General features: G+C 67.3%; 29 protein-coding genes and 2 tRNA genes. 6 read left to right on the plus strand and 25 right to left on the minus strand.

What is annotated here, in order from left to right:
- Window positions 1-38: 38 nt before the first annotated feature.
- Both Q8L83_RS05195 and Q8L83_RS05200 read right to left on the minus strand, forming a co-directional pair.
- Window positions 39-1169 (minus strand): ferritin-like domain-containing protein, encoded by a 1131-nt coding sequence (locus tag Q8L83_RS05195; RefSeq protein ID WP_305285162.1) that lies wholly within the window; start codon window positions 1167-1169, stop codon window positions 39-41.
- A gap of 88 nt (window positions 1170-1257) precedes the next feature.
- Entirely contained in the window at window positions 1258-1845 is a 588-nt protein-coding gene (locus Q8L83_RS05200; protein WP_305285163.1) for a TetR/AcrR family transcriptional regulator, read from the minus strand.
- Between the two features lie 174 nt (window positions 1846-2019).
- On the opposite strand from Q8L83_RS05200, the gene Q8L83_RS05205 reads away from it, so the two are divergent.
- Window positions 2020-2160, plus strand: a complete 141-nt coding sequence (locus Q8L83_RS05205; RefSeq protein ID WP_305285164.1) for a hypothetical protein — start codon at window positions 2020-2022, stop codon at window positions 2158-2160.
- Between the two features lie 85 nt (window positions 2161-2245).
- Here the strand turns inward: Q8L83_RS05205 and Q8L83_RS05210 are convergent, their stop codons facing one another.
- On the minus strand, window positions 2246-3064 hold the full coding sequence (locus tag Q8L83_RS05210) for an RNA methyltransferase (protein ID WP_305285165.1): 819 nt from the start codon (window positions 3062-3064) through the stop codon (window positions 2246-2248).
- Between the two features lie 105 nt (window positions 3065-3169).
- On the opposite strand from Q8L83_RS05210, the gene Q8L83_RS05215 reads away from it, so the two are divergent.
- Together Q8L83_RS05215 and Q8L83_RS05220 are read left to right on the plus strand one after the other, a co-directional pair.
- Window positions 3170-4426 carry a cytochrome P450 gene (locus Q8L83_RS05215; protein WP_305285167.1) on the plus strand — a complete coding sequence of 419 codons (1257 nt, stop codon included), beginning with the start codon at window positions 3170-3172 and terminating at the stop codon, window positions 4424-4426.
- A 103-nt stretch (window positions 4427-4529) separates the two neighbouring features.
- Window positions 4530-5204 (plus strand): spermidine synthase, encoded by a 675-nt coding sequence (locus Q8L83_RS05220; RefSeq protein ID WP_305285168.1) that lies wholly within the window; start codon window positions 4530-4532, stop codon window positions 5202-5204.
- Window positions 5205-5250: 46 nt separating this feature from the next.
- On the opposite strand, the gene Q8L83_RS05225 is transcribed toward Q8L83_RS05220, so the two are convergent.
- Window positions 5251-5652: a type II toxin-antitoxin system VapC family toxin gene (locus tag Q8L83_RS05225; RefSeq protein ID WP_305285169.1), complete on the minus strand. Its 402-nt coding sequence runs from the start codon at window positions 5650-5652 to the stop codon at window positions 5251-5253.
- Window positions 5649-5882: an antitoxin gene (locus Q8L83_RS05230; RefSeq protein ID WP_305285170.1), complete on the minus strand. Its 234-nt coding sequence runs from the start codon at window positions 5880-5882 to the stop codon at window positions 5649-5651. Before Q8L83_RS05230 ends, Q8L83_RS05225 begins: the two co-directional genes overlap by 4 nt.
- 146 nt (window positions 5883-6028) lie before the next feature.
- Between Q8L83_RS05230 and Q8L83_RS05235 the strand changes: the two genes are divergently transcribed.
- Window positions 6029-6502 carry a hypothetical protein gene (locus Q8L83_RS05235; protein ID WP_305285171.1) on the plus strand — a complete coding sequence of 158 codons (474 nt, stop codon included), beginning with the start codon at window positions 6029-6031 and terminating at the stop codon, window positions 6500-6502.
- Window positions 6503-6618: 116 nt separating this feature from the next.
- On the opposite strand, the gene Q8L83_RS05240 is transcribed toward Q8L83_RS05235, so the two are convergent.
- The 6 genes from Q8L83_RS05240 to Q8L83_RS05265 form a co-directional block, all read right to left on the minus strand.
- A complete protein-coding gene (locus tag Q8L83_RS05240; protein ID WP_305285173.1) occupies window positions 6619-7287 on the minus strand; it encodes an alpha/beta hydrolase in 669 nt (222 codons plus the stop codon).
- Between the two features lie 6 nt (window positions 7288-7293).
- Window positions 7294-8373 carry a fatty acid desaturase gene (locus Q8L83_RS05245; RefSeq protein WP_305285174.1) on the minus strand — a complete coding sequence of 360 codons (1080 nt, stop codon included), beginning with the start codon at window positions 8371-8373 and terminating at the stop codon, window positions 7294-7296.
- 205 nt (window positions 8374-8578) lie between these two features.
- Window positions 8579-8752, minus strand: a complete 174-nt coding sequence (locus tag Q8L83_RS05250; RefSeq protein ID WP_305285175.1) for a hypothetical protein — start codon at window positions 8750-8752, stop codon at window positions 8579-8581.
- A 59-nt stretch (window positions 8753-8811) separates the two neighbouring features.
- Window positions 8812-9540 (minus strand): dienelactone hydrolase family protein, encoded by a 729-nt coding sequence (locus Q8L83_RS05255; RefSeq protein WP_305285177.1) that lies wholly within the window; start codon window positions 9538-9540, stop codon window positions 8812-8814.
- Window positions 9537-10106, minus strand: coding sequence for a hypothetical protein (locus Q8L83_RS05260; RefSeq protein ID WP_305285179.1), 570 nt, complete (start codon window positions 10104-10106; stop codon window positions 9537-9539). Before Q8L83_RS05260 ends, Q8L83_RS05255 begins: the two co-directional genes overlap by 4 nt.
- A 10-nt stretch (window positions 10107-10116) precedes the next feature.
- The gene (locus tag Q8L83_RS05265) at window positions 10117-10887 is read right to left on the minus strand and encodes an SDR family NAD(P)-dependent oxidoreductase (RefSeq protein ID WP_305285180.1); all 771 of its coding nucleotides are present in this window, start codon (window positions 10885-10887) and stop codon (window positions 10117-10119) included.
- A 187-nt stretch (window positions 10888-11074) separates the two neighbouring features.
- Between Q8L83_RS05265 and Q8L83_RS05270 the strand changes: the two genes are divergently transcribed.
- The gene (locus Q8L83_RS05270; RefSeq protein ID WP_305285181.1) at window positions 11075-12274 is read left to right on the plus strand and encodes a parallel beta-helix domain-containing protein; all 1200 of its coding nucleotides are present in this window, start codon (window positions 11075-11077) and stop codon (window positions 12272-12274) included.
- Complete coding sequence (locus Q8L83_RS05275) at window positions 12271-13332, plus strand: SO2930 family diheme c-type cytochrome (protein WP_305285182.1); 1062 nt, start codon at window positions 12271-12273, stop codon at window positions 13330-13332. The genes Q8L83_RS05270 and Q8L83_RS05275 overlap by 4 nt, the downstream gene beginning before the upstream one ends.
- 29 nt (window positions 13333-13361) lie before the next feature.
- Here the strand turns inward: Q8L83_RS05275 and Q8L83_RS05280 are convergent, their stop codons facing one another.
- The 14 genes from Q8L83_RS05280 to hisD form a co-directional block, all read right to left on the minus strand.
- A complete protein-coding gene (locus Q8L83_RS05280; RefSeq protein WP_305285183.1) occupies window positions 13362-14816 on the minus strand; it encodes an alkaline phosphatase in 1455 nt (484 codons plus the stop codon).
- Window positions 14817-15105: 289 nt separating this feature from the next.
- A tRNA-His gene (locus Q8L83_RS05285) sits at window positions 15106-15182 on the minus strand.
- A gap of 134 nt (window positions 15183-15316) precedes the next feature.
- On the minus strand, window positions 15317-16021 hold the full coding sequence (locus Q8L83_RS05290; RefSeq protein WP_305285185.1) for an energy transducer TonB: 705 nt from the start codon (window positions 16019-16021) through the stop codon (window positions 15317-15319).
- A 12-nt stretch (window positions 16022-16033) separates the two neighbouring features.
- Window positions 16034-16465 carry a biopolymer transporter ExbD gene (locus Q8L83_RS05295; protein WP_305285187.1) on the minus strand — a complete coding sequence of 144 codons (432 nt, stop codon included), beginning with the start codon at window positions 16463-16465 and terminating at the stop codon, window positions 16034-16036.
- Window positions 16466-16470: 5 nt separating this feature from the next.
- Entirely contained in the window at window positions 16471-17370 is a 900-nt protein-coding gene (locus Q8L83_RS05300) for a MotA/TolQ/ExbB proton channel family protein (RefSeq protein ID WP_305285188.1), read from the minus strand.
- Between the two features lie 802 nt (window positions 17371-18172).
- Window positions 18173-18248, minus strand: a tRNA-Phe gene (locus tag Q8L83_RS05305).
- 81 nt (window positions 18249-18329) lie between these two features.
- Window positions 18330-18509, minus strand: coding sequence for a DNA gyrase inhibitor YacG (locus Q8L83_RS05310; protein WP_305285189.1), 180 nt, complete (start codon window positions 18507-18509; stop codon window positions 18330-18332).
- Window positions 18506-19546 carry a ribonuclease E/G gene (locus tag Q8L83_RS05315; protein ID WP_305285190.1) on the minus strand — a complete coding sequence of 347 codons (1041 nt, stop codon included), beginning with the start codon at window positions 19544-19546 and terminating at the stop codon, window positions 18506-18508. Before Q8L83_RS05315 ends, Q8L83_RS05310 begins: the two co-directional genes overlap by 4 nt.
- Window positions 19543-20160, minus strand: coding sequence for a nucleoside triphosphate pyrophosphatase (locus Q8L83_RS05320; protein ID WP_370868357.1), 618 nt, complete (start codon window positions 20158-20160; stop codon window positions 19543-19545). The genes Q8L83_RS05315 and Q8L83_RS05320 overlap by 4 nt, the downstream gene beginning before the upstream one ends.
- Before the next feature lie 2 nt (window positions 20161-20162).
- Window positions 20163-20381 carry a translation initiation factor IF-1 gene (infA, locus tag Q8L83_RS05325; protein WP_304711939.1) on the minus strand — a complete coding sequence of 73 codons (219 nt, stop codon included), beginning with the start codon at window positions 20379-20381 and terminating at the stop codon, window positions 20163-20165.
- A 114-nt stretch (window positions 20382-20495) separates the two neighbouring features.
- A complete protein-coding gene (locus Q8L83_RS05330) occupies window positions 20496-20954 on the minus strand; it encodes a low molecular weight phosphatase family protein (RefSeq protein ID WP_305285191.1) in 459 nt (152 codons plus the stop codon).
- A 7-nt stretch (window positions 20955-20961) separates the two neighbouring features.
- On the minus strand, window positions 20962-21441 hold the full coding sequence (locus Q8L83_RS05335) for a UPF0262 family protein (RefSeq protein WP_305285192.1): 480 nt from the start codon (window positions 21439-21441) through the stop codon (window positions 20962-20964).
- 257 nt (window positions 21442-21698) lie between these two features.
- Window positions 21699-22328 carry an SH3 domain-containing protein gene (locus Q8L83_RS05340; protein ID WP_305285194.1) on the minus strand — a complete coding sequence of 210 codons (630 nt, stop codon included), beginning with the start codon at window positions 22326-22328 and terminating at the stop codon, window positions 21699-21701.
- A gap of 107 nt (window positions 22329-22435) precedes the next feature.
- Window positions 22436-23734, minus strand: coding sequence for a histidinol dehydrogenase (gene hisD, locus Q8L83_RS05345; RefSeq protein ID WP_305285195.1), 1299 nt, complete (start codon window positions 23732-23734; stop codon window positions 22436-22438).
- Between the last annotated feature and the right edge of the window lie 39 nt (window positions 23735-23773).

The raw sequence follows: 23773 nt of genomic DNA on the forward strand, positions 1-23773 counted from the left end.
CGCCGCAGGGTTAGCGGCGTCATCGCAGGCGTCATTTCCTATTCGGCGGCGATGGTCACCGGCGCCGTGTGGCGATCCCTGAAGTTGATCTCCTGGAGGTACTTGATGCCCTCCTCGGCGATCTCGTCGCCGACCATCTTCTCGCCCTCGGCCTTCAGCTCGTCCATGTCGACATAGGTCGCATAGAAGGCCCGGGTGCGCTCGGTGATCAGGCCCGCGTTGAACAGGGTCTTGATGAGCACGCGGAAGATGTTGGTCTGGCTTTTCAGGCGCTCGCGCCGGCTTTCGTCGTTCTGGTAGGTGGCGCGCATCTCGGTCATCACCCGCTCCGGGTCCAGACCGAACTGGGTGTAGATCGCCGCCTGCTGGACCGGCGAACCCATGTTGAACAGCAGGGACTGGAAGCAGTGGGCGGCCCAGTCCTCGACGATGTCGCGCTCTTCCTGCGTCATTTTCGGGATGGTGCGGTCGGCCCAGATCTTCCCGAACTTGTGGTGGAAGGCCTCGTCGGTCATCACCAGCTGGAACAGCTTCCTGGCCAGCGGGTCGCGGTTGTACTGGAACCCGGCGGCGAAGGCGCCCATGGCCAGGCCCTCCACCAGCATCTGCATGCCGATGATCTTCTTGTAGACCTCCGGCGCGCCGATGATGTCCACCAGCAGCTGTTGCAGCGTCGCGCCGCAGGGCCGCGGCCGGCCCCAGCGGGCCTTCACGTACTTGGCGAAGGCGGTGACGTGACGGGCCTCTTCGCGGGTCTGGTTGGCGGCGTATTCCTGGGCGCCCTGGTCCTTCAGCACATGGCACAGGCTGGCCGACAGGTTCAGCGCCCCCTGCTCGCCATGCAGGATGGACGAGAAGTTCCACAGCACCATCTCGTTGATGAACTTGACCTTCTGGCCGGTCTTTTCGAGGTGGTCGAGGACGTAGGGCACGCCGAGCGCCATGACCTGATCGTCCGGCAGCAGAGCCTGCGTCTCCATGTCCCAGGGCTCGGAGAAGTCGATGTACTTGGGATCGAGCGGATCCCAGAAGTGGTCGTGGGTCGCGGAGATGATCTTGTCGAAGGCGGTGGAGCGGGCGTTGTAGCGATCCAGCTCCAGCATGGATTCGAAGTCGTCAGGGGCCACCGCGTCATACATGACGTCTTTGGTGATATTGCCGTCGGCCATTGTTTCCTCCCGGTACAGCAGGACGCAAGGAGACGACGTGGAACACCGTTTGGATAGGCCTTGCTGATCGGCGATCACTGAAGCCCGTTCAGCGGCGGCCGAACATCAGCTCCAGCCCCTGGATCACGTCCTCCATCAGCTCGTCCTGGCGATGGGGGTCGGCGGTCCGCAGGGAGGCCGCCCCATGGCCGCAGGCCCAGACGGCGCGGGCGATCTTGTTGATCTCCACTGCGTCCTCGCGGGACGGCAGGGCGACCGCGACGGCGGCTTCCAGCACGGCGAAACAGCGGTCCCGGGCCGTCTCCACGGCGGAATAGTTGGCCACCGTGGGGTCGAACATCAGGCCGAACAGGGCGGCCTCGGCCTTGGAGAAGGCGAAATAGGTCCGCGCCAGGGTGCGGATACGCCCGCCATGGGGGGCGGTGGCCATGGCGTCGCTGAGTTGGAGCTCGAGTTGCTGGAAGCCGAGGGCCGCCAGCTCGGCCAGCAGTTCGGCCTTGCCCGCATAGTGGTGATAGACCGAACCGGGCGCGATCCCCGTCCGCGCCGCAAGGGTGCGCAGGTTCAGTTGCGCCAGCCCGCCCTGATCCAGGATGGCTCGGGCCTCCTCCAGAAGCTGCGCTCGGAGATTGCCCACGTGATAGCGCCGGCGGGCGGCGGCGTCGGACCAGGCCATGGGAGCGAAATTGACCTTTCGGATAAAACTGCGCCGCCGATTGGGCCGCAGCGGCGACGGGAAGTCCAGAGGCGCCGCGCATCACCCATTCCGAGCGTCGCGCTGCAGCCTCGCATGGAACCGGCTCGCTACGGAGCCGTTCGAAAAGTCAAGGAAACACAAGGGACACCTTTGATGGCCCAGACGGCGCCCCACACCACCGCTTCCCGGACCAAGTCCGTTCAAGACAATCATTGGACGGCGCTTGAGACTCTCGCCTTCACCGCCGCCGCCTCAGGCCTGCTGTGGCTGGCGATCATCGGCATCCTCGCCTGAGGCCTGTCCCCGCCCATTCTTGCACCTGCGCCGAAATTCCCCGGGGCTTGGCTGCGGTCGCGCCCCAGCTGATACGGCCTTGCGCCTACGACCGCCCGGCGCCCCTGGCGGCGAAGTGATGCAGCACCACGCCGCTGGTGGTGGCGACGTTCAGGGAATCGAACCCTTCGGCCATCGGGATGCGAACCGTCCGCGCCTCTGAGAGCAGATCAGCCGGCAGGCCCGGCCCCTCGGCGCCAAAAATGACCGCGCTTCGGGCGCCGGGTTGAAAGTGGGCCAGCACATGCTGGCCGGACGGCGTCAGGGCGACGGGGTCGAGCCTGGCAGCCCGCAACGCCTCCAGCAGATCCTCCCCAGCTTCCAGTCGCGTAAACGGCATGATGAGCGCCGCGCCCACAGAGACCCGTATGGCCTTGCGATAGAGCGGATCGCAGCAGGTCGCATCGATCAGCACCGCATCGGCGCCAAAGGCCGCAGCGTTGCGGAACAGCCCGCCCATATTGTCGTGATTGCCCACCCCGTGGACCACGACCACCAGCGCCTGATCCCCCAGCCCCGCCAGGAGTTGGGCCGCGCTCGGACGGGCACGCAGGCGGCCCAGCCCCAGCAGGCCGCGGTGGATCGGAAAGCCGACGATGGAGTCCATCACCGCTTGAGACGCCACATAGATCGGCGCGGCGACCTCGCGATCCCCGATCAGGCTCTTCAGACGCCCCAGACGATCCTCCGCCGCCAGCAGGGCCAGGGGCTCGCAGCGGGATGAGGCCAGCAGGTGGCGCAGCACCACCTCGCCTTCGGCGATGAACTTCCCTTCGCGCCCGATCAGGTCGCGCTCGCGCACCTGGGTGAAGCCCTCGATCCGGGGATCGAGGGGGTCGTCGATCCGCACGACCCCGGCCGTCAAAACCCCGCCCTCTTACCCCAGGTAAAATCGCGCCCTGAGCGAACGCTAAAAGTTGACGCAGGCGTCATCTTTAGACTAGTCTGGTCGAAAATCTGGAGGACTCCCATGGCTGACGGTTCGGTGGACATCTTGAAGGACGCGCGGGCCAAGGCCTACGCCACGGCCCTGGCCGACCTCAACCCGGCGCAGCCGGCCCTCTTCCAGTCCAACACCATGTGGCCGATCTTCGAGCGGCTGCGGAAGGAAGACCCGGTCCACTTCACCGCGGAGAGTGAATACGGCCCCTATTGGTCTATCACCAAGTACAACGACATCATGGCGGTGGACACCAACCACCAGGTCTTCTCCTCCGAGGGCGGCATCACCATCGCGACGCAGGACGGCGATGAAGGCCCCCTGCCCATGTTCATCGCCATGGACCCGCCCAAGCACGACGTGCAGCGCAAGACCGTCAGCCCGGCCGTCTCGCCGATGAACCTGGCGATCCTGGAGCCGCTGATCCGCGAGCGCGCCGCCAAGATCCTCGACAGCCTGCCCATCGGCGAGGAGTTCGACTGGGTCGACAAGGTGTCGATGGAACTGACGGCCATGACCCTGGCCACCCTGTTCGACATGCCGCAGGAAGACCGCCGCAAGCTGACCTACTGGTCCGACGTGGTCACCGCGGTGCCGGGCCACGGCCTGATCGACACCCTCGAACAGAAGATGCAGATCTTCATCGAGTACCACGCCTACTTCACCGAGCTGTGGAACCAGCGGGTGAACGCCGAGCCGGGCGGCGACCTGATCTCCATGCTGGCCCATGGTCCGGAAACCCGGGACATGTCGCCCCGGGAGTATTTCGGCAACATCGTGCTGCTCACCGTCGGCGGCAACGACACCACCCGCAACACCATCACCGGCTCCGTCCTGGCGCTGAACCAGAACCCCGACCAGTACAAGAAGCTGCGCGAGAACCCCGACCTCATCCCCTCGATGGTGTCGGAGACCATCCGCTGGCAGACCCCGCTGGCCCACATGCGCCGGATCGCCACCCAGGACCATGAGATCGGCGGCAAGACCATCAAGAAGGGCGACAAGGTCGTCATGTGGTACGTCTCGGGCAACCGCGACGACGAGGTCATCCACGACCCCGACAGCTACATCATCGACCGCGAGCGCCCGCGCCAGCACATCTCCTTCGGCTTCGGCATCCACCGTTGCGTGGGCAACCGCCTGGCCGAGCTGCAGCTCAAGATCATCTGGGAAGAGATCCTGAAGCGCTTCCCCGACATCCAGGTGGTGGAAGAACCCAAGCGGGTCTTCTCGACCTTCGTGAAGGGCTATGAGTCCATGAAGGTGATCATCCCCACCCGGCTCTGATCTCCCCCGTCGTTTCTAGCGGGCGTCGCAAGGCCCCGTCGTCCCAGCCGGACGGCGGGGCTTTTGCTTTGGCGCCGCGCGAACCGGCGGCTATGCGAGAGCCATGAAGCCCTGGATCCATCTCGACACCGCCGACATGCCCGATGGCGGCGGCGAGCTGCGCCTGATGCGGCGCGACACCGAATTCTCAATTATGGCCGGGCCGATCGAGCTGATGAACAGCCGGCTCAGCGGCTCGGAAGAGGCCCTGGCGACGCTGGCCTGGGAGCGTCTGGCCGGCCGCCCGGCGCCGCGCATCCTGATCGGCGGGCTGGGCATGGGCTTCACCCTGCGCGCGGCCCTGGCCGTCCTGCCGGCCGACGCCAAGGTTACGGTGGCCGAGCTAGTGCCGGCCGTCATCGCCTGGGCCCGCGGGCCCCTGGCCGAGGTCTTCAAGGGCTGCCTGGACGATCCTCGCGTCACCATCCACGAGGGCGATGTCGGCCCCCTGATCGCCGCAGCGCCCACCGCCTGGGACGCTATCCTGCTGGACGTGGACAATGGCCCCGAAGGCCTGACCCGCAAGGCCAATGACAGCCTCTACGACCTGCCCGGCCTCGCCCGCGCCCAGACCGCCCTGCGCCCCGGCGGCGTCCTATCCGTCTGGTCCTCAGCCCCGGACGAGGGGTTTACGAGGCGCATGCGCCGCAGCGGGCTGAAGACGGAGGTCGTGCGCGTCCCAGCCCGCAAGGGCGGCCGCGGCGCCCGGCACGTGATCTGGCTGGGGATGCGGGGTTAGGGGGCGCGAGCGTCCAGCGCGGGCTCTGTTCACCTACAGCTGGGCCTCAGCGGAGCCAGTTCTCGACCTGGAGGTCAGCGACCCTTTCGAACCCCCGCTGGTTGTCCGTCACTATGACGCTTCCCGTCGATAGCGCGTGCGCTGCGATCAGCATGTCGTTGCCGCCAATGGGAAGGCCTGCGGCTTCCAGCTGAGCACGCAGCCGGCCGTAGGCGATATCGGCCGGCGCATCGAACGCCTGGACGTCGAGCGCGCCCAAAATCTTTTCCAGCTGCGCCGTCAGCCGCTCTGAACCACGCTTGGCCGCACCGAACCTGAGTTCGGCCGCGACGATGATGCTGGTGCAGACCGCGCCTTCTCCGACGCGGGCGATCTGCTGCGCGATCTGTCCCTGAGGATGGCGCACCAGATCCGACAGGATGTTGGTGTCGAGCAGGTAGCGCGTCAAAGGGCCACCGGCGCGGGCGGGGGGTCGTCGATATCGGGGAAGGTGTCCTCAACGGGCGCGAGCTCCGAAAGTAGCGCCAGCAGAGACCTGGGCGGCGCCGCCTCAATGATCAGCTTGTCGCCGTCTCGCCATATAATGGCGTCCTCTCCCGGCAGCTCGAACTCACGTGGAATTCTGACGGCCTGGTTGCGTCCGTTCTTGAACAGCTTGATGTGGCGGAACGCGTTCATTGCGGGATGATGGCATAGGTCGGTGGCATATGCCAATCGTGCGGCCCTTAGGAGCGGCACTGCTCTGCCGTCTCACTCAAACCGCCGGCGGCCTTGATCGCGCAAGCTGATAGAAGGGGAGGATCAAGGCTCGTAGGGTGGGGACTATGATTAAGCTTCGCTTCCTCGGCTTGGCGGCCGTCGCAGTTGCGGCGGTGGGCGTTGGCGGCACAGCCCGCACTGGCAAGATCGCGTGCTTCGACGCCGAGGTCACCGCCACCATTGTGCGGCAGACGCCCACGGTTGGGGGACTGTGTGGGGACGGCTGCATCGTCGTGAGTTGGCCGTGGGTGGTCGAGTTGCGTGTTCGTCGTGTCCACAGCGGCCGTCTGGACCCTGGACCTCTCACGGTTTTGAACTTGCAACACGCCGCCTATCGCCGTGACATCGGCGCGCGTCGCTGGTGGCTGAGGGAGAACGCCCTCGGAGGATTCAACGTCCTTCAGATTGACGGGCCTCCCCTTCCGCAATGCCCGCGTGGCGAGACGCCCGAAGCGCCCTTTGTCGTGCCTGCAGAAGGGCAAACGCTGGAAGACCTGCGACGTGAAGGGGAAGCGTACTATGGGCGTGGCGACCACTAGGGCCAGCTTAGCCAGCGCCTAGCTGCGTGACGCGGATACTCGGGTCCAACGGGATATGCGGCCGCAGCACGCCCCTCGGCCTTTACTCGATCACCACCGCACCGGTCGTCTGTCCCCTACCCCGCCGCGCCCAACACCTTCGCCAGGAACTCCCCGCCCAGCCTAAGCCCAGCCTCGTCGATGCTGTGGCCGAGGCCAGGCGAGGTGTGGGTGGTGATGGGGAAGTTCAGGCGGGTGAAGTCGGCCTGCGCCTGGCCAAGCGCTGAGAAGGGCACCATGGGGTCGGCGTCACCGTGGATCAGCAGCAGGGGCGGCCGGGTCTGGACCTCGGTCTCCAGGGCTTCGGGGTCGGCCAGCATGCCGGAATAGCCGACGACGCCGGCCAGGGGTTCGGGCCGGCGGGGCGCCACGTGCAGGGCCATCATGGTCCCCTGGCTGAAGCCGACCAGGGCCACCTTGCGGTTGGGCAGGTCGTAGGCGGCGCGATGCATGTCGATGAAGGCGTTTACCAGGGGCGCGGCCTGGCGGACGCCGGCGGCGCGGCTTTCCCGGCCCAGATCGGTCAGGGACCACCACTGATAACCGCCGGGCGCGCCGGGGCAGGCCTCAGGCGCGTTGGGCGACAGGAAGACCGTGTCGGGCAGGCTCGCGCGCCAATAGGGCACGAGCCCCATCAGGTCGTCGCCGTTGGAGCCATAGCCATGCAGCAGGATCACCATCGACTGAGGATCGCGGCCGCTGGCCGGGGCGGCCATGGGGCCTGTGAGACGGGTCAGGCTGGTCATGGCGGGTCAGGTCTCGGCGGTGGCGGTGGCCCGGCTAGGGGTCTGGGCGTGGGCCGCGGCGCTCGACGTCTTGGTCGGCTGACGGCGGGCCAGGTGGCTGAAGGCCACCAGTCGGCCATTGGCCTCGTCCCACAGGGACAGGCGCGCATAGCCGAAGCTTTCCAGCAGGCCGATCCGACTCATGGCGCGCAGCTCGGGATGGTCGCGCATCACCTGGCCCAGGCGGTAATAGGGGATGCGGCTGGACAGGTGGTGCACGTGGTGGACGCCGATATTGGCCGTGAACCAGTGGAGCACAGGCGGCAGGTCGTATTGCGAACTACCCAGGAGCGCGAAGTCGTGGCGGTTCCACTCGCCGTTCCGCGCCCAGGCGACGCCCTCGTACTGGTGCTGCACGAAGAACAGCCAGACCCCGGTGGTGGCGGCGACCAGCACGGTGGTCAGATAGATCAGCAGCACCGGCCCGAGGCCGAAGATCGCCGCGGCGCCGGCGATCAGCACCATGGCCACGGCGGTGGTGCCGAGCGTGCTGACCCAGGGCCGCCAGCCCAGATGCATCAGGCCCACAGGAATCCGGTTCTGAAGGAAAAAGGTGAAGGCCGGGCCGAGGCCAAACAGCACCAGCGGGTGGCGATACAGGCGATAGCCGAGCCGTCGGAGCCGCGGCAGGGCCAGATATTCGTCCACGGTGAGCAGGTCGATCCCGCCCAGGCCCCGCCGGTCGAGATTGCCGGAGGTGGCGTGGTGCATGTTGTGGGTGCGACGCCAGTAGTCGTAGGGCGTCAGGGTGACGACCCCGATGATCCGGCCCGCCCAGTTGTTGAGCCGCGCGCCCCGGAAGAAGGCGCCGTGGCCGCAGTCGTGCTGGATCAGAAAGAGCCGGACCAGGAACAGACCCGCCGGCAGGGTGAGCAGCAGGGCCGCCCACCACAGGCCGTTCTGCCAGGCGAGACCGGCCAGGGCCCATAGAATCAGCAGGGGTCCGGCCGTGACCGCAATCTCGGCGGCGCTGCGGCCGTGGCCAGGCTCATGATAGCTGGCGAGCTGGCGCGCCCAATTCGATCCGCCCGGCGTCTGTTCAGTCAATGTCGCATTTCCAGATGTGTCGGTCCGATGTCTCGGAAGGCTGATGAGCCAGCCCGGGCTTCGCTGATTGGGGCTCGCCACCGCAGATGAGCTTTTTCGGGAGTCTTCCGAATTTATCAACCGCGATCCGATGAATTCTGCGGCTCCTCGTGTCGCGCCTCGACCTCTCAGAAGCATGGGTCCGCGGCGGAACCAAGGCCTGCCTCTATCGAGGACCGATATCCAGACCGTCTGGTCCCTTTTCGACGTCGTTCCCCAGGGGATCGCCGTGATCGGGCAGTTCAGGGATGTCCTGGCCAAGCCGACCGTCGCTCGGCAGTTCGGCAGGTTGGTCCGGGCGATCGCCGTCGGGGTCGGGGAGGATTTCAGGGTCGGGCATCGGGGCTCCTTGCGGGTTCATGCCCTCAACGCCGGCGCGCAAGCTCTTGATCCTCCGCCCTAGCTTAGATTGCGGCCGAAGAGAGTGATCAGGCGCTCCCAGTGGCGTTCGGCGGCGGCCTTGTCGTAGGCGCCCCGCTGGGGGAAGGCGAAGCCGTGGGAGACGCCGGGATAGAGCTCGAGCTCGGTCGGCGCCTCGCGGCTCTCCAGAGACGCCGCCAGGTCGCGGACCATCTCCAGCGGCGCCCAGCGGTCGGTTTCGGCGCAGGCGAAATAGAGCTCGGCCTCTGTCTTGTGGGCCACCAGGTGCGGGCTGTCGGCCTTGTCGGTGACCAGATAGGTCCCGTAGATCGAGGCCGCCGCGGCGATCAGCTCAGGATGGCGGGCCGCGGCGTTGATCGAGAACTGGCCGCTCATGCAATAGCCCAGGCAACCGGCTGGCCCCTTGGCGGCGGCGGGGTCCTTGTCGGCGAAGGCCAGCAGGGCGTCGGCGTCGCTCATGACCATGGGGATGGTCAGGCCATACATCAGCTCGCCCATCCTGGTGCGCACCGCCTCGTCGGCCATGTCGCCGATCTCCATCACCCCGGCCCGATGATAGAGGTTGGGCAGCATGACGTAGTAGCCGCTGGTGGCCAGGCGCCGAGCCATGTCGCGCAGTTCCTCGCGAATGGCCGGCGCGTCCATGAAGAACAGGATCAGCGGATGCGGCCCGTTCCGCTCGGGATGAACCACGAAGGTGGTCATCGCCCCGTCGGCGGTCGGGACCTCGTGGGTCTGCTCGATCAAGGCTTGGCCTCCGGCGGCGGCACGAGCAGGCAGGCGCGCGCCAAGGACACCCGGGTCAGCTCGCGGCGACGCAGGAAGATCTGCATGGCCTCGGTGGTCGGATCGCGAGAGGTCTGCCATTCGCCCAGGTCGCGATAGCGGGTCATGAGCAGCAGGCGGCGCGCGCCCTGCGCCCGATCGGTGGCGCTTTCGGCCGCCAGGAACAGACCAAAGATGGTGGTCTCGAAGCGGGCCTCGAAGTCGGGCCAGGCCTGGCCCGACAGGTCGACGAACTCATCGACCGCTTCGCCATCGATCGTGAACCAGTTGTGGACATAGACGCCGCCCGCCTGGGGGCGTGCGCCTGTGGCCGGCCGCAGGGTCGGTGACAGGTCGTGAACCTCGGCGCCCTCCAGGGATGGCAGGGCGAACCCCGCCTCCCCCAGCACCAGGGCCTGGTTGGAGGCGAAACCCAGCAGGGGCGCGAAGACGGCGACGCAACCGGCCTCGCCGTAGGCGACCCTGGCCAGGTCGCGCACGGCGGTGCGCTCGCGACCGAGTTCAGCCTGAACGTAGCGATATTCCATGGGCTTGCCCCTAGAAGTTCACGCGGCTGGAGATGGCGCCGTCCACCAGCATGTTGATCCCCGTGGTGAAGGCCGAGCGCGGGCTGGCCAGGAAGACGGTGGCCGCGGCGATCTCTTCGGGCGTCGCCATGCGGCCGGTGGGGTTGCGCTTGATCATGGTGTCGAAGAAGCCCGGCGCATTGGCCTTCACATTGCCCCAGACGCCGCCCTCGAAGAAAACCGTGCCCGGCGAGACGACATTGCAGCGCACGCCTTTGGGCGCGCCTTCCTTGGCCACGCCCTTGGCGTAGTGGATCAGGGCCGCCTTCATCGCGCCATAGGCCGAAGGCCCGCTGGCTTCGGCCGCCGAGACCGACGAGGTGATGATGAAAGCCGCGTCGCCGCCGGCGCCGGCGGCCTTTTCGAGATGGGGCTTGGCCGCCTGATAGGTGCGCACGGCGCCCAGCATGTCGATCTCGAACATGGACCGCCAGTCGTCCTCCGAGCCGCCATTGACCAGGGCGCTCGCGTTGGAGACCAGGATGTCGAGCCCGCCCAGTTCCTTGGCCGCATCCTCGACGAAGGCCTTGATCGCAGGCCCGTCCGCAATGTCCACCGCCCGGCCCCAGGCCTTGACGCCCTTGGCCGCCAGGGCCTGGACCGTCGCATCCACGCCGTCCTGCCCGCGGGCGCAGACCGCCACGTCGCAGCCCTCCTCGGCCAGCAGCTCTGCGATCGCCAGGCCTATGCCCCGCGAGCCGCCGGTGACCACCGCCCTCTTGCCCTTCAGTTGCAGATCCATGGGTGTCTCCTTCGGCCTAATGTTTTGCGTGTTGGGCGACAGTAACGACGCGCCTTGGGCGGCGGATCAAGACCGGGCCCTGAGATTCCTGATCATTGTTCTCTTTGCCGTTGCGCCCCTGCCCGCGCGCCGCCAAGCTGGCGGCAAGGCCCGCCGCCAAGAGCTGGGCTGCTTTGGGAGGATGACCATGCGAAGCCTCGCGCTCGCCCTTTGCGCCTTTGCGCTTGCTGCGCCGGCCTATGCCAAGACCATCGCCGTAGCCCCGGGCTCCCACGCTCAGGAGGCGCTGCAGCTCGCCCTGCTCGACGCCAAGCCCGGGGACGTGGTCGAACTGGCCGCCGGCCGTTTCGAGCTGACCGACGGCCTGTCGCTGGACATCGACGAGGTGACCATCAAGGGCGCGGGGCCGGACGCCACCATCCTGTCCTTCGACGGCCAGCAGGGCGGCGCCGAGGGGCTCCTGATCACCTCCGACAAGGTGACGGTGCGCGACCTGGCGGTGGAGAATTCCAAGGGCGACGGGGTCAAGTCCAAGGACGCCGACCAGATCAGCATGATCAATCTGCGGGTCGAATGGACCGGCGGGCCCAAGGCGACCAATGGCGCCTATGGGGTCTATCCGGTGGGCTCATCCAACGTGCTGATCGATGGCGTCACCGTGCGCGGCGCCTCGGACGCCGGCATCTATGTGGGCCAGTCCAACAACATCATCGTCCGCAACAGCGTGGCCGAGTTCAACGTCGCCGGCATCGAGATCGAGAATTCCAGCTCGGCCGACGTCCATGGCAACACGGTCACCCACAACACCGGCGGCATCCTGGTGTTCGACCTGCCCAACCTGCCGGTGATGGGCGGTCACTCGACCCGGGTGTTCGACAACAGGATCGTCAACAACGACACGCCCAACTTCGCCCCGGAGGGCAACATCGTCGCCAGCGTGCCGGTGGGCGCCGGCGTGATGATCATGGCCAACCGCAACGTCCACATCTTCGACAACGAGATCGACGGCAACCAGACCGCGGCCATCATGCTGGTGGGCTATACCCGCGACTTCGACGACGAGAGCTACAACCCCATCCCCCGCGAGGTGGTGGTGCGCGACAACAGGATCGGCCGCAACGGCTGGGCGCCGGCATTTCCGGGCGGTGAGCAACTGGCCGCGGCCGTCGGCGGGACCCTGCCGCCGGTGATGTGGGATGGTGTGGCGCCTGAGAGCGGACCCCAGGCCATGCGCGTCACCGATGGTCCGGTCCTCAACCTGAACCTGCCCAAGGCCGGGGCCATGGACCAGGCCAATCCCGCGGTCACCCCGACCCTGGAGCGGGGCGAGATCACCGAGCCACCCGCCGTGGTCCTGCCGGAGGCCCAGGCCACCCTGGCCCCATGAGGCGCAAGCTCGCCGTCCTGCTCGGCCTTGCAGCCCTGGCCCTGAGCGGGGCGCAGCAGGCGCCGTCGCCGGTGCGGCTGGACGTTGTGCTGGCGGAGGCGCCTGCGCCTTTGCTCTCGGACTACGGGCTTTTCCAGGATGCGGGCGCCCGCACGCCCAGCCCGCGGGTGACGCCCTATGAGCTGACCACGCCGCTGTTCAGCGACTATGCGGCCAAGCATCGCTATGTCTTCACGCCAGACGGCAGGAGCGCGGCCTATTCGTATGAGGGGCCTCTGGATTTTCCCGTCGGTTCGGTGCTGGTGAAGACCTTCGCCTTCGCACGGGACATGCGCCAGCCCGCCGTCGATGAGCGGTATGTCGAGACCCGGTTGCTGATCCGCAAGGCCGACGGCTGGACGGCGCTCGCCTATGTCTGGAACGCCGCGCAGACCGAGGCCGTCCTGAAGCGCACCGGAGCCCGGCTGGATATCGCCTTCATCGACCCTTCGGGCGAAGATCAAGCGATCAGCTACCTCGTGCCCAACCAGAACCAGTGCAAGACCTGCCATTCGGCCGATGGCGAGCTGGTCCCCATCGGCCCCAAGGCGCGCAACCTCAATCGCGATCTCGACTATGGCGACCGCACGCAGAACCAACTGGCCGCCTGGCGCCGGCTGGGTCATCTCACCGGCGGGCCCGACCCTGCGGAGGCGCCACGGACGGCCGCCTGGGATGATCGCTCAGAGCCCCTGGAGGCGCGTGCGCGGGCCTATCTCGACGCCAACTGCGCCCATTGCCACAATCCAGCCGGCATGGCGTCCACCAGCGGCCTGTTCCTGGGCCTGGAGGAGACGCGGCCGGCCCATCTGGGGATCAACAAGAGCCCGGTGGCCGCTGGCCGCGGGTCGGGCGGGCTGCAGGTGTCCATCGATCCCGGCCATCCCGAGCGCTCGATCATGGTCTATCGGATGGCGTCCACCGATCCCGGCGTCATGATGCCGGAACTTGGCCGCGCCCTGCCGCACCAGGAAGGCCTCGCCCTGGTCGCCGACTACATCGCGAGGCTGGCGCCCTAGGCGTCCGGCCTCCCCTCATCCCTGGATGATCAGGGCGCCTCGACCGGAAGGCGCAGGGCGTGACGCATCACCTGGAACAGATAGGGTTGATCCATGGAGCCGGTCACCAGATAGGCGCCCGGGCCATCGGCATAGGCCGGCACGTCCTCGCCGGTGTGGGCCGCGCTGCCGAGGCGCGCGCCGGCCTGACGGATATGATCGATCGCCGTCACATCGACACCCTCCAAGGTCGGACGTCCCTCGTCGGCCTTGGGGCCGCCCGGGCCGGTGGCGTAGGTGAGGATCGGCAGGGGCTTGCCGTCCTCGGCCAGACGCGGCGCGCCTGTCGGCCCTTTGATCAGGCCCAGGACATCGTCGCCGCGCCCCCCGCCGTTCAGCACCAGGCCATGACTGTGGTCGGCGGTAACGATGATCAGGGTGTCAGCCGGGTCGGTGAGATCCTGCGCGACGGCCACAGCCTTCGACAGCTCGACGCCCTCGGTGAGCGACGCATTCAGCAGGCCCGCGTGGTGCGCCTTGTCGATATGGGCGGCCTCGATCAGCAGCACATAGCCCTGGGGCTCTGACGCCAGGCGGGTGATGGCGGCCCGCGTCATCTCTTCCAGGGTGGGCGTCTGCGGCGCCACGGTGGGGCGGTTCACCTCGTGAGGGATATGCATCTCGGCGAACAGGCCCAGCACATCGCGACCGGCGGCGACCGCGGCGTTCAGGCTGTCGCGATCGGTGACGAAGGCGCTGTCGGGCCGGGCCGACCAGAGAGCGGGCAGATCCTGGCCGTCCTTGCGCCGCCCGCCTTCGGCTTCGGTGCGGAAGAAGGTCAGGCCGCCGCCAAGGGCGATGTCGGGGCGCAGGTCATCCTCCGCCATCACCAGCTGGGCGGCGATATCGACGCAGCCAGCCTCTCGCGCGGCCGCCGGCATGTCGGCGTCGCTCTGCCAGTTGCGGTCGGGCGCATGGGCGTAGAAGGCCGCCGGCGTGGCGTCGGTGATGGCGGCGGTGGAAACCACGCCCACCGCCTTGCCCAGTTCGCGTTTGGCGCGCTGCGCCAGGGTCGGCACGTTGAGCGCCGTGTCGCATACGCCGCGGCGCGCGCGGCCATCGACGCCGATGCCGCCGTTGATCGTGCGATGGCCCGTGGTGATGGCCGAGGCGCCATTGGCCGAGTCGGTCACCAGCCCATCCACCGAATAGGTCCGCACCAGGCCGCCATAGGGCATGGTGTCGAAGGCCAGGTCGTAGGAGGCGCCGTCAACGCCCGCCCGCTGACCCGCCAGGATCCGCATGGCCGTGACCGTGGACACCCCCATGCCGTCGCCGATGAACAGGATGATGTTCTTCGCCGGTTCCGTGTCGGGGGCGCGGGCCAGCGCCGCCTCGAGGGCCGCCTGGGGTTCCCTGGCCTGGGCGGCGGCGGCCGTCATCGTCAGGGAAAGGGTGGCCATGCCGGCCGCCACGAGGGCGCGGGGAAGGTTGGGAAGGATCATGAACGCCTCTGCCTCGGCCCGCTCAACGCCGGCCAGCTAAGGCGCCCGCTTATGCCCAGACTTCATGACGTCCTTGCGAAGGTCATGGCGCAAACTCCAAATCCGCCGCACCGGGCGCCAGGACGGCCAGGCGCGATAGCCCGGGACGATCTGGGTCCCCGCCGATGTGTTCGGCTGGCCCAGCGACTTGGATCTGATCTGGAAAACGGCTGTCGAAGCCGACGTGGCGGAGGCGGCTCACCCGCCGCCCGAACGCAAAAAAGGCCTGATCGCTCAGGCCTTTGCGCGATGGTACCACCTCTCGGGTTCGAACCGAGGACCTCCAGAGCCACAATCTGGCGCTCTAACCAACTGAGCTAAGGCGGCGCATCGCGAGGGATAGGGTTCTAGTGGCGCCGGCCAACCGGATCAAGAGCCATCGGCGTCAGTGCACAGCGCAAAGAAAAGGCCCCGGCGACCTAGGTCTCCGGGGCCAAATTCCTCGGTCCTGACGTCGTCCCTTAGCGGGGAAGACGGAAGGAGATCGGGATCCGAACGGTGCCACCTTCAACAGGGGCGCCGTCGGCGGTGCGCGGACGCATCCGGAACAGTCGGGTCATCCGCATGGCGGCGCTGCCGAAGTCCTGATCCGCGGGGCTTTCTTCCACCACAGAGCAGTTTTGCAGCGTGCCGGTCGCGGTGACCGAGCAGCTCAGCACCACCCGGCCCTCTGCCCCCATCCGCTGAGCGCGGTCGGGATAGTAGCGGGCCACATCCTCCCCACTGGGCAAACGGGCCCAATCGGGATTGGTGATGACCGACGGACGCGGCGGCTCAGGCGGCGGCGGAGCCGGCGGCTTCGGCGTCTCGATCCGCTTCTCGACCGGCGGAACCGGCAGAGGGGGGATCGACGGCGCGTTGATCGGCGGCGCGACCGGCGGACGCGGTTGCAGCTTCGGCGGCGGCGGCGGCGGCGTGTTCGTCGGCGGCGGCGGGGGCGGCGGAGGCGGCGGCGGCGGGGCGGGCTTGATGATCGCCACGTCCGTCACATCCTCTGAGTACTCCCGGTACTCCGGTTCGAACTTGGTCTTGTAGAGATAAAGACCCAAGGCCACGTGCACTACGATCGAAACGATGACCGCAATGATGATGCCCTTGTTCCGCTTAGGCGCCGGAGCGTCGAAGGGACTGTGATGAATGTGAGTCGTGTCACTGGTGTCAGACATGCCTCACCTCCCTCAATTGTCTTCTTCGCCGATGAGCGCCACGCTGTAGAACCCATTGTCCTGCAGCATGTTCATCACACCCATGAAGTCACCGTACATGGTGTCCCTATCGGCGCGGATGAAGATGCGCTCTCGTTCCGGGTTCCGCTGCCCAATGTTCGACCGAAGATCGTCGCCCAGGGCAGCCAGATCGGTGGCGAAGTCACCGATATAGATGGACCCGTTTGACTGGATCGAAATGTAGACCGGTTTGGGCGGGTTCGCGGATGGCTCGGCGACGGCTGGCGGAAGAGCGACCTGGACCGTCACACTGGCCAGCGGCGCCGCCACCATGAAGATGATCAGGAGAACCAGCATGACGTCCACAAAGGGCGTCACATTGATTTCGCTGTTCTGCTCCGTTTCGTACCTGCCACCCCCAGACCCTGAGAGTTTAGCGGCCATTGGGATTAGGCCCCCTTGTCGAGCTGCCGGGAAATCGCGTTCAGAAGTTCAGCGACATACCCTTCCGAACGGGCGCCGTAAGCGGAGATGCGCGTCTGGAAGTAGTTGTAGAAGATAACCGACGGGATAGCGGCGAAGAGGCCCATGCCGGTAGCGAGCAGGGCTTCGGCGATACCGGGCGCAACGACGGCCAGGTTGGTCGTGTTGGTGTTCGCGATACCGATGAACGAGTACATGATCCCGTAGACGGTGCCGAACAGACCGATGAACGGACCGTTGGAGCCGACCGAGGCCAGGAACTGCATGCCGCCCGAGAGGCGCTTGGCCAGAGAGGCTTGCACGCCGCTCACCGCGGCGATCGCGCGGCCGATGGTGGTTTCGCGGTGTTCGCCGGTGATGTTCAGGCCCGCTTGACGCGAAACCTCAACTTCTTGAACGGCGGCCGCAGCCATGTCGGCCAGCGGATTGCCTTCGAACTCGTCGGACATGGCGACGCGGCCGATGTCGTTGATGTTCTTGGCGCCCCGGAAGGCTTCCAGGAAGCGGTTGGATTGACGCTCCAGGCCGGCAAACTCGAAGAGCTTGGTGAGCAGCAGGGTCCAGGAGAAGATCGAAGCCAGGGCCAGGCCGATCAGAACGGCCTTACCGACCGGCTGAGCGTCCAGGAACATGGTCATGATGGTCAGTTCGCCGTGACCACCAACATCAGTCGAGACTTCTTCCGCCGGCGCTTCGGCTGCCGGAGCAGCATCGGCGGGAGCGGTTTCGGCGGCCGGATCGGCAGGAGCCTCGGCGGCGGCCGGATCTGCGGGAGCGGCGTCCTGAGCGAACGCCGGCGCACCCATCACCAGCGCAGCGGCGCCAATGAGAGCGATGAAGGGGATCTTCCGTTTATTATCGAGCATCTGTCGCCAGTTCCTAATGGTCTAGCACGTTTGGACCGAGGGTCGTCACGCGAGAGCGTCTCCACCCTAGTTGAATAAGCCTGGCCCCGAGACGACTTTCGCCGCACCGGAACCGAAACCGCTATCGCTGCACCCGACCCGTAGCGCCACTCTTCCACATTCGTGTGAAGACCGGCGCCGCGATTGGGCGAGGCGAGACCGCTAGACCTTTCGGACAGCGGACCCTCACCGCAAAGTTAGACGTGCGGCGAGGCTCCTTTGGCAACCCCCAAACGGAGCGTCAAGTGCGAGAGGCGTCAGCTAACCGTCGATAATCTAATCAGAAATTTGGGTATTGCTGCGACGCACAATATGAATTGACTGCAATAATTGGCTAATCTCCCCCGAACCGGGAAAGATATTGCTGCGTCGCAACAGACTGCAACGAACGCCGGTTGGTCAATATGGGTAAATTCTGGCGGGAATCGTCCCGCCGGCGCTTAGCAATTGCGCACCCTGGCGTTGCTGAAGCGGCAAATGAGCGCGGCGCCCCTTCAAGTCAAGGCGGTGGCCGGTTCTGCGTCGCAATGAAGACGCCTGCTGTCACCGGAATGCCGCACCCAGAGCCCCGACCCAGGGTCCTGGAACCGGCTGCGCTTAGCCGCAGGGTATGGACGGCCCAAGGAATAGTGGTCTGGCGCGGCGGCGCGGGCGCTCGAACCGCTTCGTCAGCGCGCATGCGAGCATCTGCGGCTGCGGCTGCGGCTGCGGGGGAATCCCAAGCCATGACGGCCAAAGTGCGATGTACGCGAAAATGGGGAAGTGGTGCCTGGGGGCGGATTCGAACCACCGACACGCGGATTTTCAATCCGCTGCTCTACCAACTGAGCTACCCAGGCCTAGGCCCGCCGCGCGGGAGCCGCGTCTATAAAAGAGCCGCTGACCGAAGTCCAGCGCCGCGGAGCGCGATCTTCACAGACCTAGTCCTCGTCCTCGGAAACCTCTTCCTGCTCAACGGCGGGCACCGCATAGGCGCCGCTGAACCAGCGCTGCAGATCCACATCGGCGCAACGTTTGGAGCAGAAGGGGCGAAACTCCGGCACAGCGGGCCGGCGGCAGATGGCGCACTTGGGGGCGGCGTTGGCCGCAGGACGGCTCATCGGGCGTGAACCTCGATCCGATCCCAGGGCAAGGTCGGATCGCCGCTGACCTCGAGTCGCGCGCCGATGCGGGCGGCGAGCAGGGCCAGGACCGGCTTGGCCGCCTCGGCCACCGCAGGGGCGCAGCGGCCGCTCAGTCGCCCGCCAGGCGCAGCCCGGCCCTCGGCCTCCAGCCGCCGGACGAGGCGCTGAGCCAGGGTGCGGGCCGAGACGCGGCCCGAGGCGTCGGTGAGGATTTCCGTCACCGGCCGGGTGCGCCGGGGCACGGTCAGCTCAATCGTGCCGAACCGGCTGATCGGCCCGATGGAGACGCCGGGATTGTCCGGGTTGAAGGCGGCGCGGGCAGCGGCCATCAGGGCGGCGCCGTCATGGCCACGCCCCGCCATGTCGAACACCACCAGCCCGCCCAGCCCCTTGAGGCGGAGAACCCGAGCCGCCACGCCCAGGGCCGCCATATTGGCCTGGCGCGTCACCCGTTTGGCCTCCGAGCCCTTACGCTCGCCCACATCCACATCGATGGCGGTCAGCGCCCGGGTCGGCTCAATGGCGATGCTTCCGCCGCCCGGGAGGGGATGGAGAATGTCGAGGGCCTCAGCCTCGGCCTCGTCGGCGATCTGGCGGGCGGCCCGGCCGGTGATCAACTCGCCGTCTCCGGCCATCTCGCGCAGCTGGTCGAGAAGGCTCGGGGCCGGCGACAGGAGGGTGGGATCGCCCTGGGCCGGCCCGATGAATCGCGCTGTCGCCAGCTTGCCTGTCCGCGCCTCGGTGCGAATCTCGATCTCGAGGGCTTCGCCCTGGCGCGGGCGGGAATCGGGCTTGAAGGAGAGGCTGGCCTCAGCCCCCTCCCCCAGGTCGAGGAAGGCCATGGAGAGCGCTGGCTCCACATGCCGCACCCGGGCGCGCAGCCGCGCGCCTAAGGCCAGACGCTGGGAATCGTCGTCCCGCTGGATCAGCAGCCGCTCGGGCCGATCGTCCAGAAGCACGCCGCCCCGGGTCTCCCCAAGGCCCTCATCGATAAAGTAGGTCCGTCGGCTCATGCCGCGGGATAGCCCAGACCCTGCAGCAGACAAAGGGTTTCATAGAGCGGCAGACCGACCACGGCGGGATAGGAGCCCTGCAGCCGCAGGAAAAATCCCCCGGCTCGCCCCTGGATTCCATAGCCTCCGGCCTTGCCGACGCCTTCCTGGCTCTGGAGATAAGCTGAGATCTCGGTCGGGCTCAGACGCTTGAAGGTCACCCGCGTCTCCACCAGCCGCTCGGCGCGCCGGCCATCGGGACCATGGACGGCCACGGCCGTATAGACCCGGTGGGTGCGACCCGAGAGCAGGTCCAGACAGGCGGCGACCTCGGCGTCATTCTGCGCCTTGGGCAGGACGCGGCGCCCGACGGCCACCACCGTGTCGGCCGCCATCACATAGGCCTCGGGATGGAAGGCCGCGACCGCCGCGGCCTTGGCGCCGGCCAGCCGCAAGGCCAGCAGCCGAGGGGTCTCACCGCGACGCGGCGTCTCGTCGATGTCTGAGGCGGCCACATGGTCCGGCGTCACGCCGATCTGGGCCAGCAGGTCCAGGCGACGGGGGCTGGCCGAAGCCAGGACGAGGCGAGGCGTAGGGGCGCCGGATGCGGCGGAGGGCGTCGTCAGGACGGTCACGCCTAGCGGACGCGGAAGGTGATGCGGCCCTTGGTCAGGTCGTAGGGAGTCATTTCCACCAGCACCTTGTCGCCAACGGCCACCCGGATGCGATTCTTGCGCATCTTTCCGGCGGTGTGGGCGACGATCTCATGCTCATTTTCGAGCCTTACGCGAAACATGGCGTTGGGCAGCACTTCGCTGACCACGCCGGGAAACTCCAACAACTCTTCCTTGGCCATGCCGGCTCCATGGGCGCTCACCTAAGCGAACGGTACGCGCCTGGAATCGGGCCGCGAGCCGTCAACGCGCCGAATATAACCCAGGTTGTGGACGCCCTGGTAGAGCCCGGCGCTTCACGCGCCGCCGCCGAATCGATCCCGAATCCGCTGGGCCAGGGCGTCGCGGACTTCACGATAGGCGGCCAGGCGATTCTCCCGTGAGCCATCGGCCAGGGTCGGGTCGTGAGTCGGCCAGTATTCGATCTCCGCCGCCCGATGCCGGGTGAGTTCGACGGCCCTGTGCTGCGCCTCCGGCGTCAGAGAAATCACCAGATCGAAGGAGTCGTCGGTCAGCTCGTCGAAGGTCTTCGGCCGGTGCCCCTCCAGGTCGAAGCCCTGCTCGGCCATCACCGCCTGGACAAAGGGATCGGCGCCCTCGGCCCCGACCTCGGGCTTCAGGCCGCAGGAATCCACATAAACCCTGTCGCCGAGTAGCTGCTTGGCGACCGCCTCGGCCATGGGCGAGCGGACGCGATTGAAGTTGCAGGCGAACAGAACGGCGCCGGGCAGCGGCGGACCAGACCCCGAACCCATGGCCCCCTCAGTTCCGGTGATGCAGGGCGCAGATCAGGGTGAACAGCCGCCGGGCGGTGTCGAGATCGGTCTCGATCTTGCCCGCCAGCCGCGTCCGCAGAAGCTCAGAGGCCTCGTTGTGCAGCCCGCGGCGCCCCATGTCCAAGGCCTCGATCTGGGCTGGCGTGGCGTTGCGGATGGCCTGGTAATAGCTCTCGCAGATCATGAAATAGTCTTTGATCAGCATCCGGAACGGCGACAGCGACAGGATGTGGCGCTTCTCATAGGCCGGGCCGCGCACGTCGAGGACGAGGCGGTTCTCCATCAGCCCCATGTGCAGGTCGTAAGGCCCCGCCTCCGCGCCGTCCGGGACGAAGCGGTTGGACTCCAGCAGGTCGAAGATGGCGATCTGCCGCTCCTGCTCCTGATCACGCGAAATCGCGCCCAGGGAATCCTGGTCGATCTCGACGCTCTGCAGGCGATGGTTCTTCTGGTCGTCGTCAGCCATGACGCTCTGGCGAAGCGCTGAAGCGCATTCCGGAAAGGGCGGAACCCGGTCTTACGGTCGAAACGCGCTCAAACTCTAGAATCTAGAGCCTGATTCAACGATCGGACGGTCCGTCTGATCGCATCAGGCCCTAAGCGCCAGCTTTAGTGCAATCCGCCCCCCAACGTCATCCCGCCATGCAGACGCAGAGCGCTTCCAGACAAGAAAAATCCCCCGTCGCCGGGGCGACGGGGGATTTGAGTGGCCGTGCGGCGCGCCTAGTAGCGATAGCTGGCCTGGCGATAGCCTTCGGGCTGGACATAGGCGCCGTGGACATAGCCGACGCCGACGCCGTTCTGCCCCACCAGCACCCAGTCGCTGCCCCGCACCTGCGCCAGGGCCTCGAAGCGCTGGCCGGCATGGAGCTGACCGACCCGGGCGCTGTTGGTGGTCGGTGCGGCCCGCAGGTTCACGGTCGAGCGTGCGACCATCGCGCCGCCGCCGCGGTTGAAGCTGGCCGGCGCCAGGTTCCGGTCGAGGCGGTAGCCGCCATGGGTATAAGTGGCGGGCTGGTTATAGGCGTAGCCCTGCCCCTGAGCGTACCTGCGGTCCTGGTCGTCGTGCTGCAGCTTGCAGCCGATCGCCGAACCGGCCGCAGCCCCGACGACGGCGCCGAGCGCCGTACCCGTACCTCGGTCGTTCTTGGCCAGATTGGAGCCGGCCGCGGCCCCCAGCAGGGCGCCGATCAGGGCGCCGCCCTCCTGCTTGCCGCCGCTGGCGTTGCAGCCCAGCACGCCTCCGAAGTTCTGGGCTTGGGCGGCAGGCGCCGCAGCGGCCAGGAAGAGGGCGCTCATCATGGCGGTGGCCGCAGCGCCCGAGGCCAGTTTGGAAACACTCTTGTTCGGCATGACTTGCCTCCATCAGATCGAGTTCGCCGGGCCGCGAATGGCCCTACGAGACTGACCCTAGAAGGCCCCGGCTGAACGCCTGCCCGACGTCGATTGACAGGTTTCGTTCAGCCTTTCGGCGCCCCGCCCTGCCCCAGGCGCAAGGCCGCCGAACGAGCATGGGCCGGCAGGCCCTCGGCCTCGGCCAGGGCGACGGTGGCCGGCCCCAGAGCCTGGAAGGCGACCTCATCGCACTTCACGAAGGAGGTGCGCTTGATGAAGTCGTAGATCGACAGCCCCGACGAGAACCGCGCCGCCCGGCTGGTGGGCAAAACGTGGTTGGAGCCGGCCACATAGTCGCCGATGGCTTCGGGCGCATGCCGGCCGAGGAACATGGCCCCGGCATGACGAACCTGGCTGGCCAGGGCGTCAGGATCGGCCACGGCGAACTCCACGTGCTCAGGCGCCAGGCGGTCCACCAGAGCCGGGGTCTGGTCCAGGGGCGCGATGATCACCGCCCCATGGTCGCGCCAGGACGCCTCGGCCACCGCGCCGGTGCTCAAGGTGGCGATCTGGGCCTCGACCTGGGCCTCGACCTGGGCGGCGAAAGCGGTGTCGTCGGTGATCAGGATCGATTGGGCGGCCGGATCATGCTCGGCCTGGGATAACAGATCGGCGGCGATCCAGTCGGGGCGGTTCTGAGCATCAGCGACCACCACGATCTCCGATGGACCAGCCAGGGCGTCGATGCCCACCACGCCATAGACCCGGCGTTTGGCCGCCGTGACGAAGGCGTTGCCGGGTCCGACGATCTTGTCCACCGGCGCGATGGGACCGGCGCCATAGGCCAATGCCGCCACCGCCTGGGCGCCGCCAACCCGCCAGATCTCCGTGACCCCCGCCGCCTTGGCCGCCGCCAGCACCGCCGGCTGCAGGCGCCCGGGCGGGGTGACCATGGCGATCCGCGACACGCCGGCCACCGCCGCCGGCACCGCGTTCATCAGAACGGTGGAGGGATAGGCCGCTCGCCCGCCGGGCACATAGATCCCGACGGCCTCAATGGGGGTCCAACGCCAGCCCATCTCGACGCCGGCCTCGTCGGTGAAACGGGCGTCGGCCGGACGTTGACGCTCATGATAGCTGCGGATGCGGGCGGCGGCGAAGTCGATCGCCTCCCGGACCTCCCGCGGGCAGGCCGCAGCCCCAGCCTCGATCTCGTCGGCCGTGACCCGCAGGTCGGGCTCGGTGATCTCCACCCCGTCGAACTGCGCCCCATAGCGCAACACCGCGGCCAGACCCTCGCTTCGCACCGCCGCCAGGACGTCGCGCACGATGGCCTCGACATCCTCGGGCGTATCGCGGCGCTCGTTCACCAGGGCGGCGAAGCGGGGTTCGAAATCAGGATCGGAGAAAAGAAAACGGCGCATGGCGTGGCTATGTAGCGATCCCTGCGGGGCAGCGCCATG

Source organism: Phenylobacterium sp., assembly GCF_030680185.1.
Taxonomy (GTDB): domain Bacteria; phylum Pseudomonadota; class Alphaproteobacteria; order Caulobacterales; family Caulobacteraceae; genus Phenylobacterium.